Source organism: Exiguobacterium antarcticum DSM 14480 (assembly GCF_000685865.1).
Taxonomy (GTDB): Bacteria; Bacillota; Bacilli; order Exiguobacteriales; family Exiguobacteriaceae; genus Exiguobacterium_A; species Exiguobacterium_A antarcticum.
This window is the reverse complement of record NZ_JMKS01000003.1, coordinates 1,066,773-1,080,571: the sequence shown is the minus strand read 5'-3', so window position 1 is coordinate 1,080,571 and position 13,799 is coordinate 1,066,773. Positions and strand designations below refer to the sequence as shown.

The following is a 13,799-nucleotide window of genomic DNA, read 5'->3' as shown; positions in this document are numbered from 1 at the left end:
ATAGAAGAAAAGAGTCATTCCCACTCTTCCGTCATCTCCTGTAACTGCGTCAAGATGTGCGTCAACAGGAACGCACCTAAGGCGAGACTCGGTAAACCGTGACGGGAGCCGTCTTCAGCCGGAAGCAGTCCTTTGTTGAATTTAAGGGCAAGCGGCGCGATGGAACGTTCGAGTGTCTCCGTCACGTCACCAAGCGTAATGATGGAGTAGGGGGTATGCCACGCATCATAACGGGCGAGAGACGCAAGCAGGTCGGAGCGTTCTGTGTCCGGTGTGAAGATCAAGACACGGTCGACGGCATGTAACGTTTTATGATCCTTGATCTTCGTGACCCGTTTCATTTGATCCGGACCATCGGACAGCATCGGATAGAGCCCTTCGAATTCACCGTAGGCATCAAGATAGACTTTCCCTTGCCCGACAAGTGCTTGGGCGAGCAGACGGACGACGTCAAATAATTCGTCTTCCTGTTTTGTAAGCGTTTGTAATTTTCCGTTGAATTGCGTCGCTAATATTTTCATCATAAAAAGAACATCCTTTCTAAATTTCTCTCAAGGATAGTATAAAGCAAGTTTTGCTTTCATGTAGAATGGAAATAACTAGAGGAGGAGTGTGGGAGATGAAAGGGAGATTACTGATCGCGGAAGATGAACCGGGGATTCGCAATTTATTGGCGCAATTGTTTCGCGCGCAAGGCTATACGACTGACGTTGCCGTTGATGGCTTGGAAACGATTGAACGACTGAAAAAGGCAGATTACGATTTATTATTGATGGATGTCAATATGCCGGGACGGACCGGTCTGGAAGTCTTGCGTCATCAAGATGAGGTCGGACGACGGGTTCGGACGATTTTGATGACAGCCCTCGGGGAAAAAGAGGCGATGGAAGAAGCGAAACGACTGGGTGTCGTCGCCTTCTTCGGAAAGCCGTTTGACATCTTTGAATTAAAAAAAGAAGTGACTGTGCAAATTTCGAGCGATGTAAGCGGTTAATCCTTCACGTCGTCGTCACAATCCTAAATTCGGAGTGAAATGCTGTACGTTCAAGCGAATCAGTGTGTTATAATCAGTCTGAAAATGCACGTCTACGTGTAAGCAGCGATCAAAACAGAGGAGGATGTCATTATGCCATTAGTATCTATGACAGACATGTTAAACAAAGCTCTCGAAGGTAAGTACGCAGTAGGTCAATTCAACATCAACAACCTCGAGTGGACTCAAGCAGTACTCGGTGCGGCTCAAGAAGAGCAGTCACCAGTCATTCTTGGAGTATCTGAAGGTGCAGCACGTCATATGGGCGGATTCTACACAGTTGTTAAAATGGTAGAAGGTCTCGTTCATGACATGAAAGTAACAGTTCCTGTTGCAATCCACCTCGACCACGGTTCTAGCATTGAAAAATGTAAAGAAGCAATCGATGCTGGATTTACATCTGTAATGATCGACGATTCACATAGCCCGATCGACACGAACATCGAAACAACAAAAGCTGTTGTTGAGTATGCTCATTCTAAAGGTGTTTCAGTTGAAGCAGAAGTTGGTACAGTTGGCGGACAAGAAGATGACGTCGTTGGTGATGTCATGTACGCGAAACTTGACGAATGTGTTCGTATCGTCAAAGAAACTGGAATCGACACGCTTGCTCCTGCACTCGGTTCTGTCCACGGACCATACAAAGGTGAACCAAACCTTGGTTTCGCTGAAATGGAAGAAATCCGTAACGCAACAGACCTTCCACTCGTTCTTCACGGTGGAACAGGAATCCCGACACATGATATCGAAAAAGCGATTTCGCTTGGTACTTCGAAAATCAACGTCAACACAGAGAACCAAATCACATTCGCGAAAGTAGTTCGTGAAGTCTTGGCTGAAAAACCAGAAGCATATGACCCACGTGTATTCATCGCACCAGGTCGCGAAGCAATCAAACAAACAGTCATCGGTAAGATGCGTGAGTTTGGTTCAAGCAACAAAGCTTAATTTTGTATGTCCAAAGCACGGTAGACACTCGTCTATCGTGCTTTTTTTCATCCAAATCACCAGAATGTTTCGGAAAACGTTAGGACTTCTCGTTGAAAAAATTTATAATGGAAGAGTAAGCGTTTTCAAGGGATATCTTTAGGGATGAAAGGGGAAAGAGAAAAATGAGATTTTTTATCGACACAGCCAACGTAGAGGACATTAAAAAAGCACATAAAATGGGGATTTTAGACGGGGTCACGACGAATCCGTCACTCGTCGCGAAAGAAGGCGTCGATTTCCATACCCGACTACGCGAGATTTGTGAGATCGTCGGAGATGTTTCCGTCAGTGCTGAAGTCATCGCACTGGATGCAGAAGGAATGATTCGGGAAGGGAAGGAACTCGCCCAGATTGCACCGAACATTACTGTAAAGGTTCCGATGACACCAGCTGGTCTAGAAGCTGTCGCAGCACTTTCAAAAGAAAACATCACGACGAACGTCACATTGATCTTCAATCCGAACCAGGCCTTGCTCGCAGCACGTGCTGGGGCGACATACGTATCACCGTTCCTCGGACGTTTGGATGATATCGGTCAAGATGGTATGGGACTCGTCGAGACGATTGCCCAAATCTTCGTCATCCATGACATTCCGACACAAATCATTGCGGCGTCTGTCCGTAATCCAGTTCACGTCACGAATGCAGCCCTCGCTGGTGCTGACATCGCGACGATTCCGCTGAATGTCATCGAATCACTGACGCAACATCCGCTGACGACCCAAGGCATCGAGCGATTCCTTGCTGACTGGGAAAAAGCGCAGCAATAACAGATTGTACAGAAAGGTTGATGGAATGTGGACATTTTGCATATCGTAGGACAACAACGTCTTGAAGGGACCGTCATGATCAGTGGATCGAAACAGAGTGCGATTCCGTGTCTCGCGGCAGCATTACTGACCGACCAACAGGTTATTCTTGAGGGGGTGCCGGACATTGGCGACGTCGCGACGATGATCCAGATCATTGAGATGCTTGGAGCTGTCGTGACACGTCAAGGCGATATGGTGACGATTGACCCGAGTCATGTCGAGCCGATGCCACTTACAGGGACGGATACACGAAAATTACGTGGATCGATTTACCTGATGAGCGTTCTTGCGGCACGGTTCAAACAGGGGGTCGTTGGTCTGCCCGGTGGTTATGCCATCGGTCCTCGACCGATTGATTTACACATCAAGGCACTGGAACGGTTAGGGGTCTCGATGCGAAACGAACAAGGGGTTTACTACATGCATGTCGAAGAGTTGAAGGGGAACCGGGTTTATTTGGATCTTCCTTCCTTCGGTGCAACCATCAGTGCGTTACTTGTCGCTGTCATGGCGGAAGGGACGACCGTCATCGAAAACGCGGCATGTGATCCAGAAGTCGTCGATGTCAGTACGATGTTGACGAACATGGGTGCGAGTGTCAAAGGTGCAGGGACCGATGAGATTCGAATCAAAGGAATCAAGACGCTTCAAGGATGTCGGCATACGTTGATTCCGGACCGGATGGAAGCCGGGACGTTCCTGGCGATGGGCGCTGTCCTTGGTCGAGTGACGGTCGACAACGTCATTCCGTTACACCTTGAAAGTATCATTCAAAAGCTGGAACGGTTTGGTGCGAAAATCGACATTGCTGACGATTCAGTCACGGCTTCCGTCGATATGGCGAAGCCGATCGACATTCGTGTGTTTCATTACGGTGGTTTCCCGAGTGATCTTCAACCGATCATCTCGGCTGCCTTGCTCAAACCGAAAGGAGCGAGTGTCGTCGTCGATAAACTGTATCCACAACGGTTCCGGCATGTTCAGGAAATGCGGCGACTCAACGCACGCATCACCCATGAAGACGCGTCCATCATCATTCGTGGTGGTGAAGCCTTGCGCGGAACCGAGATCGAAGCACATGATCCGCGTGGTGGAGCAGCACTCGTTTTAAGTGGAATGCTTGCTTCAGGCGAAACCCTGTTGCATCATGCGGAAATACTCGATCAAAGTTATGAACGATTCGTCGAGAAGTTAAAAGAACTAGGGGCTCTTGTATGGCGTGAAACGGTTTAAGATCTTCAGCTAGGGAGAGGGGATTATACACATGGAAAGAAGTTTATCAATGGAACTCGTACGGGTGACGGAAGCAGCAGCACTTGCTTCTGCGCGCTGGATGGGGAAGGGCATGAAAAACGAGGCGGATGACGCAGCAACAAGCGCCATGCGTGATGTGTTTGATACGATCCCGATGAAAGGGACGGTCGTCATCGGCGAAGGGGAAATGGATGAGGCACCGATGCTTTATATCGGGGAAAAACTCGGAAATGGATACGGACCACGTCTTGACGTCGCCGTCGATCCACTCGAAGGGACGAACATCGTCGCCAAAGGGACATGGGGCGCACTTGCGGTTCTTGCCGTAGCCGATGCCGGAGATTTGTTACATGCCCCGGACATGTACATGGATAAAATTGCCGTCGGACCGGAAGCAGCAGGGCACGTCAGCTTGGACGCGACGATTGAAGAAAACATCGCTGCTGTCGCCAAAGCAAAAAACAAAGAAATCGAAGACGTCGTCGTTTCGATTTTGGACCGGGAACGTCATGAAGAAATGATTCAACGAATCCGTGCAACAGGGGCACGAATTCGTCTGATTGGTGACGGTGACGTCGCAGCAGCCATCAATACGGCTTTTCCGCATACGGGAATCGATATCTTGCTTGGTTCAGGTGGGGCACCAGAAGGTGTACTTGCAGCGGTTGCGTTGAAATGTTTAGGTGGAGAACTCCAAGGACGACTCTTGCCGGCAGATGAAGCAGAAGTCGCACGATGCAAAAAGATGGGGATCGAAGACCCGTCGAAAATCCTGATGATGGATGATCTTGTCACGGGCGATGATTGTATCTTTGCCGCAACAGGCGTTACGGACAGCGAGTTGATGAAGGGTGTTCAGTTTACAGCCCAAGGCGGTCAAACACATTCTGTCGTCATGCGTGCGAAGTCGGGAACGGTTCGTTTTGTAGAAGGAATTCACTCGTTCAAGAAAAAACCAAAACTCGTTATTAAGTAATTGGCATAACAGTCTTACAGAAAGAAGTTACGTTTTCTTCACTCGCTTTCCTCGGACGAGACACAAGCCGTGCCTACTTTGTCCGCTTGGACAAGTAGTCGGGTCTTGTTTGTCTCTGACAGCGCGGAACACCGCGCTTTTTCCCGTAGGAGTCGAGTGAAAAACGTAATTCTTTTAAATCGATCATGCATTGCTCAAAGGAGGCAGATTTTTGGTGATTCGAAAATCTGCCTCCCTTTTTTGCATACAGAGAGTAAGGGAATTGATTGCGCATTAAACTTTCATGAACGGGAAACATGAACAGACAAATGGAGTTGACTCAAATGTCAGTCTCTACAAAGATGAGGGTGGCAGAATTATAATCTGCCACCCTCATGACGTTTATAAAAGGATCACTCGCTTTGAACTGCTCCCCGTCAAGTAGACAGTGTAAATAATTAAAACTCACTCAAGCGGCTTTTGTCCTGAATTCAATAGGACTCAAGCCGTTTAATCGTTTTTGGAAACGCTCGTTGTTATAGAAATATATATAAGCTTCGATGTACGATTTCAGCTCTTCGTAGGCTTGAAAATCACGCAAATAATACATCTCTGACTTCAACGTACCCCAAAAACTCTCGATTGGGGCATTGTCGAGACAACGTCCCACTCGGGACATGCTATGTGTCAGATTTGCGTCTTCAATCATTGTCTTAAATCCTCGTGATGTATATTGATTGCCACGATCGCTATGAATCATTGGAATTGCCCCTGGCGGGAGTTGGGTGATCGCTGGAATCAACGTCTGAAAGACGAGTATACTGTTGTTGGACTTTCCAATCCGATAGGAGACAATGGAACCGTCATACAAATCGATAATGGCACTCAAATAGGCCTTTTTTCCAACTCCATATTTGAACTCGGTGATATCCGTACACCATTTTTCATCTCGCCTAGAAGCACTAAAATCACGATTCATCAAGTTCTCTGCTGTATGTTGTGGTGTAGATTTCTTATGACCCTTTCGCTTCTGTCGGATGATCGACTTGATGTCATGAATACGCATCAAACGATGGATCCGTTTTTCGTTGTAGACAGGAAGATTATCTTCTCGGCGGCGGCGATTGATTGTCATCGTGATCCGACGGTATCCGTAGATCCCTCTCACTTGATCGTACAGTACTCGGATATCCTCTAGGAGGGTCTGGTTCTCTCGGTCACGCACCGACACGGTGCGTTTCAACCATTTATAATAAGCGGCACGTGAGACCTGTGCGATTTCACAGAGTAACACGATGGATGATGCTTCTTCTATCGCTAGTTCGTAGATGGCGACATATCGTCGTTGTAGCCGAATCTGACTGATTAATTCCTCCTCTCGATCTCCTTCAACTTTTTTAGGAACAGATTTTCAATACGAAGACGTTCGATCTCCCGTTCCATCTGCTGGAGACGACGCGTTAATCGTTCCGCCTCAGTCAGCTCTTCCTCCTGCTTCGTCCGCCCGCGTCGATCTTCGAGCCCCTCCATACCGTCGACATCATATTTTTTCATCCATCCATAGACTTGATGATAGGCGACATCAAATATCACGGATGTCTGTTTGTAGTTTCGTCCGTTTTGGAGACAATATTCGATTATTTCAATCCGTTCCTCTAAAGTTGTCTGTCTGCCTTTTGTCATAGCTTTAACCGCCTCTTTTCTAGAGTCTTTTAATTCGCTATGACTAGTATACTTTTTGATCCATCCATAAAAAACAGATGTGCTACTAATTTGATATTTTGAGAGGACTTCAAGCGCTGTAAACCCGTGTTCGAGATAATCACGGACAGCTGCTTGCTTTAGCTCTTTCGTATAGATTTTCAATGAAGAAGATTCCTCGAAAGAAGCCACTCCACCTGAATGCAACCGTGCCTTCCAACGCTCTAACGTACTCCTAGAGACCCGATGGGTCTTACACACTTCCTGGACCGTATACTTATTGGATGCAAGCATTCGGAGTGCCTCTAATTTTTGTTCAACGGAATGCTTAGTTCTTGTCATAAAAAAGACCCCCCTAATAGAAAAACAGATTGTTTATTTCATCTGTCTACCTATTGGGGAGCATATCACTTCACGCAACTCCTACAGGAAAAAGCGCAAGTAGGCTTGCGCTGCCAGAGACAAACAAGACCCGGTTTCCTGCCTGAATGAAGGCAGGAAAACTGGCTTGTGTCTCGCCTGAGGAAAGGGCGTGAAAAGACGAGTGATCTCTTTTTGAGTCAACCCTGTTTGATTAATGGATACCAGAACCGTTCGTTGCAAGAAACTCTATTAGCGATCTGTCGGAGCTTGTAGCTGATGTGTCATCTGGACGAGTTTACGACGTGTGAAAAAGCGTGTCATGAAGACATACATCGCATTGCTGCGACCGGGTATGACAAGCGTTTTTCCTTGCATATACCCGGTGAACGACAGCTGAGCAACGGTCGGTGCGTCCATGATACCCGGTCGTTTGAACAGACCAGACGTCGCAAGATCGGCCGTCGCGGCGAAGTCGGTATGGGTTGCACCGGGACAAACCGCTGTCACTTGGATGTTGTATGGTGCGAGTTCTTCGGCGAGTGCCTCTGAAAAACTGAGCACGTAGGCTTTTGTCGCATAATAGACAGTCATCAAAGGACCACCATGAAAAGAGGACGTTGAAGCAATCTGAATGATGCGACCTCCACCTTGTATTGTCATCCGCTGGGCGAACATTTTAGTGAGATACGTCAGCGCACGAATATTAACATCGATCATGTTCAATTCACGCGAGAGATCCGTTTCGAGAAATTCACCGTAAAGCCCAAATCCTGCATTGTTGATCAAGATATCGATTTGGAGGTGTTCGGTAGCACGTAACAAGGCTTGGATGTGAAGTGTTTGACCAATGTCATATGGAAAAACTGTTGCCGAACCACCGCGTTGTTCGACGAAGTGTTTGGTTTCAAACAGCTGTTCGACGTTTCGTCCGACAAGTAACAGGTGGTGTCCTTGTTTTGCGTGGAGATAAGCCAGTTCCCGCCCAATTCCGGCGGAAGCTCCGGTAATCAATACATTCATGATCAAATCCTCCTTTTTGTGTAGAAAAAAAGCGATTGAGCCGATGCTCAACCGCTTGGTCATTTGAATTATAGGTATGAACCCGCGCCGACAAGGCGTGAACCCCAGTAACCTGATTTGAAGCTTGAGTATTTAACGCCACCCGTTTCCGAGTTGACCATACTTGTTTTGTTTGTTGCCATTCCGACGTGCTGGATGCCGTTACCGTGTGAGAAGAAGACAAGATCTCCTGGTTGTACGCTAGAAACACTGACTTTTTTAGACGATGCGTATTGTGAAGAAGACGTACGTGGTAATGTTTTACCTGTTGCTTTTTTATAGACATAGCTTGTGAAGCCAGAGCAGTCAAATCCACGAGTCGTTGTTCCGCCCCAAACATAAGGAGTTCCTTTATGTTTAGCAGCTTCGCTTAGAAGGCGTGTACGTGTTGATGAAGAAGTCGTTGATTTTTTAGCTGTTGCAGTAGAAGCTTTGTATGTTTTCGTGTACTGCGTAGACACATAACGTGTTTTTCCGCCGTATGAAATTTTTGTCCAGCTGCCTGATTTACCTTTGTATGTAAATGATTGGCCTGCGTTTACTTTACCGACGATGCTTGCTTTTGTAGAAGGAGCTGTACGAACGCGTAATCCGCTATCTGTGATCTTGACTTTCGTTACTGTCGAAGCTGCCTCAACTTTACCTGTTCCCACTGATGCAAATCCTGAAACCACTAATGCTGCTGCCGCGACCGATGCTAGAAAACGTTTCATATGTGAAATCCTCCATGTCATTTTAAAGTAGTTTTGAAAACCGGGTTATATGATCAATCTCATTAAGTGTTTGTTTAAGCAGTTTGCCTTACAACTGTGTAAGTTTTTCTCTGCACGATTATCTTAGCATGCGGAGACATGAAAACGTTTTTTCAGTTCCGCTACAAAACATGACGTTTTTGTAACATAACTGCAATAATATGCTCGAATATTACAAAGAAGAAATTCCCATTCTTTAAATCACGACGAAAGAGGTGCAAATGTGATACCTTTAATGCACGAAGAAATTATTAAGCTACACTTGTAAAATAAACAGCGAGATCTTTGCAACTGAATTTATATGAAGAATAGGTGAATGCATATGCCAACTGAAAAAACCGACAAACCAGAACGTTCCTATACACTTGCTCAATTGAGTAACCTGACATTAAAAGACTTATATGAAATCGCAAAAGCAAAAAATGTGCCACAGTACCGAGAAGCCCGTAAACGTGAATTGATGTTCAAGATTCTGAAAGCGCAAGCGGAATCGACAGGTCTTTATTTCCTCGAAGGGGTATTAGAAGTCATCCCCGGTAACCCACAGATGCAAAATGATGGTGGCTTCGGCTTCCTTCGTCCTATCAACTATTCGCAATCCTCTGAAGACATCTACATTGCCGCCTCACAAATTCGCCGTTTTAACCTCCGTAATGGAGACGTCGTGACCGGAAAAGTTCGTCCGCCAAAAGAAAATGAGCGGTTCCAAGGTCTTTTAAGTGTGGAAGCCGTTAATGGAGAAGCACCGGATACGGCACGAAATCGGTTATTTTTCCCGGCATTGACACCGATCTATCCGGATCGTCTGATGCGACTCGAAACTGAACCACGTCATCTGTCCGTTCGTGTCATGGATATGATTGCGCCGGTTGGATTCGGACAACGGGGATTGATTGTCGCGCCGCCTAAGGCAGGTAAGACATCTCTATTGAAGGAAATCGCCAATTCGATTCAAGTCAATCATCCGGACGTCGAGCTGATTGTTCTTTTAATTGATGAAAGACCGGAAGAAGTGACGGACATCGAACGGTCCGTACCGGGAGCAGACGTCGTCAGTTCGACGTTTGACGAAACACCGGATAATCACGTTCGGATTTCAGAGCTCGTACTTGAACGAGCGATGCGTCTTGTGGAACATAAAAAGGACGTCGTCATCTTAATGGACTCCATCACACGTTTGACGCGCGCCTATAACTTAACCGTCCCGCAAAGCGGTCGGACGTTATCAGGTGGGATCGATCCTGCTGCTTTCCATAAACCAAAACGCTTTTTCGGTGCCGCGCGTAACATTGAGCATGGTGGCAGTTTGACGATTCTTGCGACCGCGCTCGTCGAGACGGGCTCACGCATGGATGATGTCATCTATGAAGAGTTTAAAGGGACCGGTAACATGGAACTTCATCTAGACCGGAAACTATCCGAGCGTCGGATTTTCCCGGCCATCGATATTCGGAAATCCGGAACACGGAAAGAAGAGTTGTTGTTACCGCAAGATCAACTCGATGCCTTGTGGACGATTCGTCGGACGATGAACGAATCAAACGAGTTTGTTGACAGCTTCTTACGGAAGATTCGTGACACAAAAAACAATGAAGAATTTTTTGTGGAACTGAACAAAGAAAAGAAGAAACCGGTCCGACGCGCACCTGTCAAACCGCGTGTGACGAAAACAGACACAACGACATGAAAATAGGTATTGCGGGTCGTCAAAAAATCGTTTAGTATAGGAAGGTAACTTACTCTGGCTCAGCAAATGAACCAGGGCGGAAGGAGAGAAAACAACCATGAAACAAGGAATTCACCCAAAATACAACAAAGTTGTGTTTATGGATTCAACTACTGAGTACAAATTCTTGACTGGTTCTACACGTTCTTCGAACGAGACAATCACTTGGGAAGATGGAAACGAGTACCCACTCATCCGCGTGGATGTGTCTTCGGACTCGCACCCATTCTACACTGGTCGTCAAAAGTTCAACGCTGCAGACGGTCGTGTCGATCGCTTCAACAAAAAATACGGCCGCAAGTAATTGCGACTTCTGTATACAAAAACAGCCTGTCTCCATCACTGGAGCAGGCTGTTTTTGTATAGGCTGAATTGAGCACGGTAAGCGAGATAGGTTTTAAGCACAAAGGACAGACCGATTGCTCCAGCAGCCCCAACGAGGTACGGCAACATATCCGGGTTGTTCGCAAAATGTGCAACCAGCAAACCGAAAGAAAAGTGACGACCCAGAAAATAACCAGCTCCTAAAAAGAGACTGATCCAGATCAAGGCGCCTGTGTAGGCATAGGTCGCGAAAACTTGAAACGGCATCTTCGAGACACCGGCGAAAAAAGCAGACAGCTGACGTAATCCGGGTATGTAATAGCCGATGATCAAAACGGATTTTCCATAACGTAAAAATCCGGCCTCTGCTTGAAAGATATGTTTTTCGGAAATTCGTAATTTAGGGGCAACCCGGTGCAGCAACGGCATACCAAGTTTCAGACCTAACAAATAGCTGATCGTCATACCGATACAACTCCCGGCATAGGCTGCGAGAATCGTTCCGATCAGAGGTAAATCACCGCGATGCATCCAAAAACCAGACATGACGAGTAACGTCTCATCAGGAACAGGTAAACCAACGATACCACCAGCGAGTAGAACGGCGAGTCCGAACGCTCCATATTGATGGAGGACTTCATGTAGCATGTGATGAATCGGAGTCACCTTCCTTCAAAGAAACTTCTCTTTTATTGTACAGGAAAGAGATACCAGTTGAAATGACAAGATGAAGAATGAGGGAAATCGGAAATAGGTTTTTGATTTTGAGAAGTCAACTCTTTTTCTCAATTTAGATTCGGGCTATACTCGTTAAAGTGACTAATTTAGAGGACGGTGTTTTCGATGATGCATGTGATCAATCAATATGGTTGGATCGAAGTGATTTGCGGGAGTATGTTTTCCGGAAAATCAGAAGAGTTGATCCGTCGTGTCCGACGGGCACAGTACGGCAAGTTACCGGTCCAGGTCTTTAAACCGGCGATTGATGACCGCTACCACGAAGAACATGTCGTGTCGCATGGTGGCAATTCTGTCATCGCGATTCCGATGGCGACGAGCCGTGACGTGTACGTGGCGGTAGCAGAAGAGACGCAAGTTGTTGCAATTGATGAGGTTCAGTTTTTTGACGATGAGATCGTCTCCGTCATCGAGGCGCTTGCGCAAGACGGCAAACGCGTCATTTGTGCGGGGCTCGATCAGGATTTCCGGGCGGAACCGTTCGGGAAGATGCCAGAGTTGCTCGCCCGCGCCGAGTTCGTGACGAAATTGCAGGCGATTTGTTTATCGTGTGGTGATCCGGCTTCGCGGACCCAACGCCTGATTGACGGTCAACCGGCAAACTATCATGATCCGATCATCTTAGTCGGTGCTTCTGAGTCTTATGAACCACGTTGCCGTCATTGTCATCAAGTGCCGGGTAAACCCCAACCGTTACAAGAGTGGAAAAAACAACAACAAAACTAATCCTTTCTTAAAAAGGATAGCGCAACAAAGCTGACAGGACTGTTAGCTTTGTTTTTTTGTTAGCTGAACGTTCAACCCGTCTCGGTCAACCGGCTGAACTGTTCGACGAATCGGATCGTCTCCTCCACAATTGCCTCTTGATCGTAATCGAGCGTCGCGACATGATACGAATTGAGCAGACAATACGTACGTTTGTCGACAGAGCTGATTGTCCGGTGCAGGTAATCGGAGCAACTGGATGGGACGACGTGATCTTCCACAGAATATAAAATAAGGGTGGGAATTTGAAGTGTAGGTAAGTCGGGAACCGTGTCCCGGATCAAGCGTAACAGTTCTGCTGCACACGTGGTCGGGACGAAATCATAAATGATTTCAAAAGCCGGACGTTTGATATCGGGGGCGCTTTCAGGCAGTTGGTCCGGACAATCATCGAACGATAACGCTTCGTACGCTGGGACGGACAGGGCTGCGTTGATCGTGATGATGCCATCGACCGGCAATCCTTCGGTGGCGAGTGCTAAGGCGAGCGTCGCCCCCATCGATTGACCGACGATGAAGATGGATGGACACTGTTTGGCTAACAGGTCAAATCCTTCGCGGACACTTTGTTTCCAGTCTTCAGCAGTCGAAGCGGCAAAGTCACGGAGGTCGGTTCCGTGACCCGCTAAGCGAGGTGCATGGACGGTGAAACCATGTTCTGCGAAGCGTTCGCCTACAGCACGAACACTTTGTGGTGTTGCGTTAAAACCATGACACAACAGAATCCCGACGGATCCACGTTCTAATAAAAAGGCATCAGCCCCTGGTAAAACAGGATAAAGCATACTCATCAAGGTGTCCTCCATTTCAAAAATAAAAAAACTCGTTTGGCTTTGGACGGCAAACGAGTTTCTCGTATGTATCATCCAAAGCGGTTGCTTTGCTGGTCGGAGCACCTTGCGAATTGCAGGTTGCCGTGGAGTCCTAGAGCCAGTTCTCTCGTCCACTCTTGATATATCGTATAGGAATTGTCGGATTAATCATTGTGAAGATAATAGCACTGACGCGAAAGAGTTGTCAATTCGTCTTTGACCGCTATCCGGAACGCTTCTATGATGACGCACAACCCAGGATCTCAATCGATATGGGTCATATGGTTTATTTTTGAAAATATGGTTGACCTTTAAAAGATATACCTGTAATGTAAAAATTAGTTTTACGACATAAGCTTGATTCGAAACAACACACATATGAATTTCATACTGCAACACTTATCCAGAGAGGTGGAGGGACTGGCCCTACGAAACCTCGGCAACAGACTCATTATGAGCACTGTGCCAATTCCATCAGACAGTTGTCTGAGAGATGAGTCGAGTGGATTCTGCCT

The 13,799-nt window shown here is 46.9% G+C and carries 14 protein-coding genes and 2 riboswitches; of the genes, 8 read left to right on the top strand and 6 right to left on the bottom strand.

Going from position 1 to position 13,799, the window contains the following annotated elements; genetic code table 11:
* Positions 1-14 precede the first annotated feature (14 nt).
* Positions 15-524 (bottom strand): DUF2529 family protein, encoded by a 510-nt coding sequence (locus tag P404_RS0106355; RefSeq protein WP_014971450.1) that lies wholly within the window; start codon positions 522-524, stop codon positions 15-17.
* 95 nt (positions 525-619) lie between these two features.
* On the opposite strand from P404_RS0106355, the gene P404_RS0106350 reads away from it, so the two are divergent.
* The 5 genes from P404_RS0106350 (at position 620) to glpX (ending at position 5,065) form a co-directional block, all read left to right on the top strand.
* Positions 620-994, top strand: a complete 375-nt coding sequence (locus P404_RS0106350) for a response regulator (protein ID WP_014971449.1) — start codon at positions 620-622, stop codon at positions 992-994.
* Positions 995-1,126: 132 nt separating this feature from the next.
* Positions 1,127-1,981 (top strand): class II fructose-1,6-bisphosphate aldolase, encoded by an 855-nt coding sequence (gene fba, locus P404_RS0106345; protein WP_014971448.1) that lies wholly within the window; start codon positions 1,127-1,129, stop codon positions 1,979-1,981.
* Between the two features lie 164 nt (positions 1,982-2,145).
* Positions 2,146-2,793, top strand: a complete 648-nt coding sequence (gene fsa, locus P404_RS0106340) for a fructose-6-phosphate aldolase (RefSeq protein WP_012371594.1) — start codon at positions 2,146-2,148, stop codon at positions 2,791-2,793.
* A 27-nt stretch (positions 2,794-2,820) separates the two neighbouring features.
* Complete coding sequence (murA, locus tag P404_RS0106335; protein ID WP_014971447.1) at positions 2,821-4,068, top strand: UDP-N-acetylglucosamine 1-carboxyvinyltransferase; 1,248 nt, start codon at positions 2,821-2,823, stop codon at positions 4,066-4,068.
* Positions 4,069-4,099: 31 nt separating this feature from the next.
* On the top strand, positions 4,100-5,065 hold the full coding sequence (glpX, locus tag P404_RS0106330; RefSeq protein ID WP_014971446.1) for a class II fructose-bisphosphatase: 966 nt from the start codon (positions 4,100-4,102) through the stop codon (positions 5,063-5,065).
* Between the two features lie 448 nt (positions 5,066-5,513).
* Here the strand turns inward: glpX and P404_RS18195 are convergent.
* The 3 genes from P404_RS18195 to P404_RS0106310 all read right to left on the bottom strand — a co-directional run bounded on the left by P404_RS18195 (position 5,514) and on the right by P404_RS0106310 (position 8,880).
* Positions 5,514-7,087 (bottom strand): IS3 family transposase gene (locus P404_RS18195; RefSeq protein ID WP_150111975.1). Its coding sequence is split into 2 segments (ribosomal slippage): positions 5,514-6,433 and positions 6,433-7,087, totalling 1,575 coding nucleotides; the frame shifts between segments, so codons are not numbered across the junction.
* 270 nt (positions 7,088-7,357) lie between these two features.
* Positions 7,358-8,128: an SDR family NAD(P)-dependent oxidoreductase gene (locus tag P404_RS0106315; RefSeq protein ID WP_026830298.1), complete on the bottom strand. Its 771-nt coding sequence runs from the start codon at positions 8,126-8,128 to the stop codon at positions 7,358-7,360.
* Between the two features lie 68 nt (positions 8,129-8,196).
* Entirely contained in the window at positions 8,197-8,880 is a 684-nt protein-coding gene (locus P404_RS0106310) for a C40 family peptidase (RefSeq protein ID WP_026830297.1), read from the bottom strand.
* Between the two features lie 361 nt (positions 8,881-9,241).
* On the opposite strand from P404_RS0106310, the gene rho reads away from it, so the two are divergent.
* Both rho and P404_RS0106300 read left to right on the top strand, forming a co-directional pair.
* Positions 9,242-10,606 carry a transcription termination factor Rho gene (gene rho, locus P404_RS0106305; protein WP_014971443.1) on the top strand — a complete coding sequence of 455 codons (1,365 nt, stop codon included), beginning with the start codon at positions 9,242-9,244 and terminating at the stop codon, positions 10,604-10,606.
* A 97-nt stretch (positions 10,607-10,703) separates the two neighbouring features.
* Positions 10,704-10,949, top strand: coding sequence for a type B 50S ribosomal protein L31 (locus P404_RS0106300; RefSeq protein ID WP_026830296.1), 246 nt, complete (start codon positions 10,704-10,706; stop codon positions 10,947-10,949).
* 35 nt (positions 10,950-10,984) lie between these two features.
* Here the strand turns inward: P404_RS0106300 and P404_RS0106295 are convergent, their stop codons facing one another.
* Positions 10,985-11,617: a DedA family protein gene (locus tag P404_RS0106295; protein ID WP_014971442.1), complete on the bottom strand. Its 633-nt coding sequence runs from the start codon at positions 11,615-11,617 to the stop codon at positions 10,985-10,987.
* A 195-nt stretch (positions 11,618-11,812) separates the two neighbouring features.
* On the opposite strand from P404_RS0106295, the gene P404_RS0106290 reads away from it, so the two are divergent.
* Positions 11,813-12,433, top strand: coding sequence for a thymidine kinase (locus P404_RS0106290; protein ID WP_014971441.1), 621 nt, complete (start codon positions 11,813-11,815; stop codon positions 12,431-12,433).
* Between the two features lie 71 nt (positions 12,434-12,504).
* Here the strand turns inward: P404_RS0106290 and P404_RS0106285 are convergent, their stop codons facing one another.
* Positions 12,505-13,263, bottom strand: coding sequence for an alpha/beta hydrolase (locus tag P404_RS0106285; protein WP_014971440.1), 759 nt, complete (start codon positions 13,261-13,263; stop codon positions 12,505-12,507).
* A 65-nt stretch (positions 13,264-13,328) separates the two neighbouring features.
* Positions 13,329-13,431, bottom strand: a riboswitch (SAM riboswitch).
* Positions 13,432-13,680: 249 nt separating this feature from the next.
* Positions 13,681-13,784: riboswitch (SAM riboswitch) on the top strand.
* Positions 13,785-13,799 lie beyond the last annotated feature (15 nt).

Bases quoted from the DNA above. Each gene is read 5' to 3' on its own strand.
- P404_RS0106355 (WP_014971450.1), bottom strand. From the start codon at position 524: ATGATGAAAATATTAGCGACGCAATTCAACGGAAAATTACAAACGCTT.
- P404_RS0106350 (WP_014971449.1), top strand. From the start codon at position 620: ATGAAAGGGAGATTACTGATCGCGGAAGATGAACCGGGGATTCGCAAT.
- fba (WP_014971448.1), top strand. From the start codon at position 1,127: ATGCCATTAGTATCTATGACAGACATGTTAAACAAAGCTCTCGAAGGT.
- fsa (WP_012371594.1), top strand. From the start codon at position 2,146: ATGAGATTTTTTATCGACACAGCCAACGTAGAGGACATTAAAAAAGCA.
- glpX (WP_014971446.1), top strand. From the start codon at position 4,100: ATGGAAAGAAGTTTATCAATGGAACTCGTACGGGTGACGGAAGCAGCA.
- P404_RS0106315 (WP_026830298.1), bottom strand. From the start codon at position 8,128: ATGAATGTATTGATTACCGGAGCTTCCGCCGGAATTGGGCGGGAACTG.
- P404_RS0106310 (WP_026830297.1), bottom strand. From the start codon at position 8,880: ATGAAACGTTTTCTAGCATCGGTCGCGGCAGCAGCATTAGTGGTTTCA.
- rho (WP_014971443.1), top strand. From the start codon at position 9,242: ATGCCAACTGAAAAAACCGACAAACCAGAACGTTCCTATACACTTGCT.
- P404_RS0106300 (WP_026830296.1), top strand. From the start codon at position 10,704: ATGAAACAAGGAATTCACCCAAAATACAACAAAGTTGTGTTTATGGAT.
- P404_RS0106295 (WP_014971442.1), bottom strand. From the start codon at position 11,617: ATGCTACATGAAGTCCTCCATCAATATGGAGCGTTCGGACTCGCCGTT.
- P404_RS0106290 (WP_014971441.1), top strand. From the start codon at position 11,813: ATGATGCATGTGATCAATCAATATGGTTGGATCGAAGTGATTTGCGGG.
- P404_RS0106285 (WP_014971440.1), bottom strand. From the start codon at position 13,263: ATGAGTATGCTTTATCCTGTTTTACCAGGGGCTGATGCCTTTTTATTA.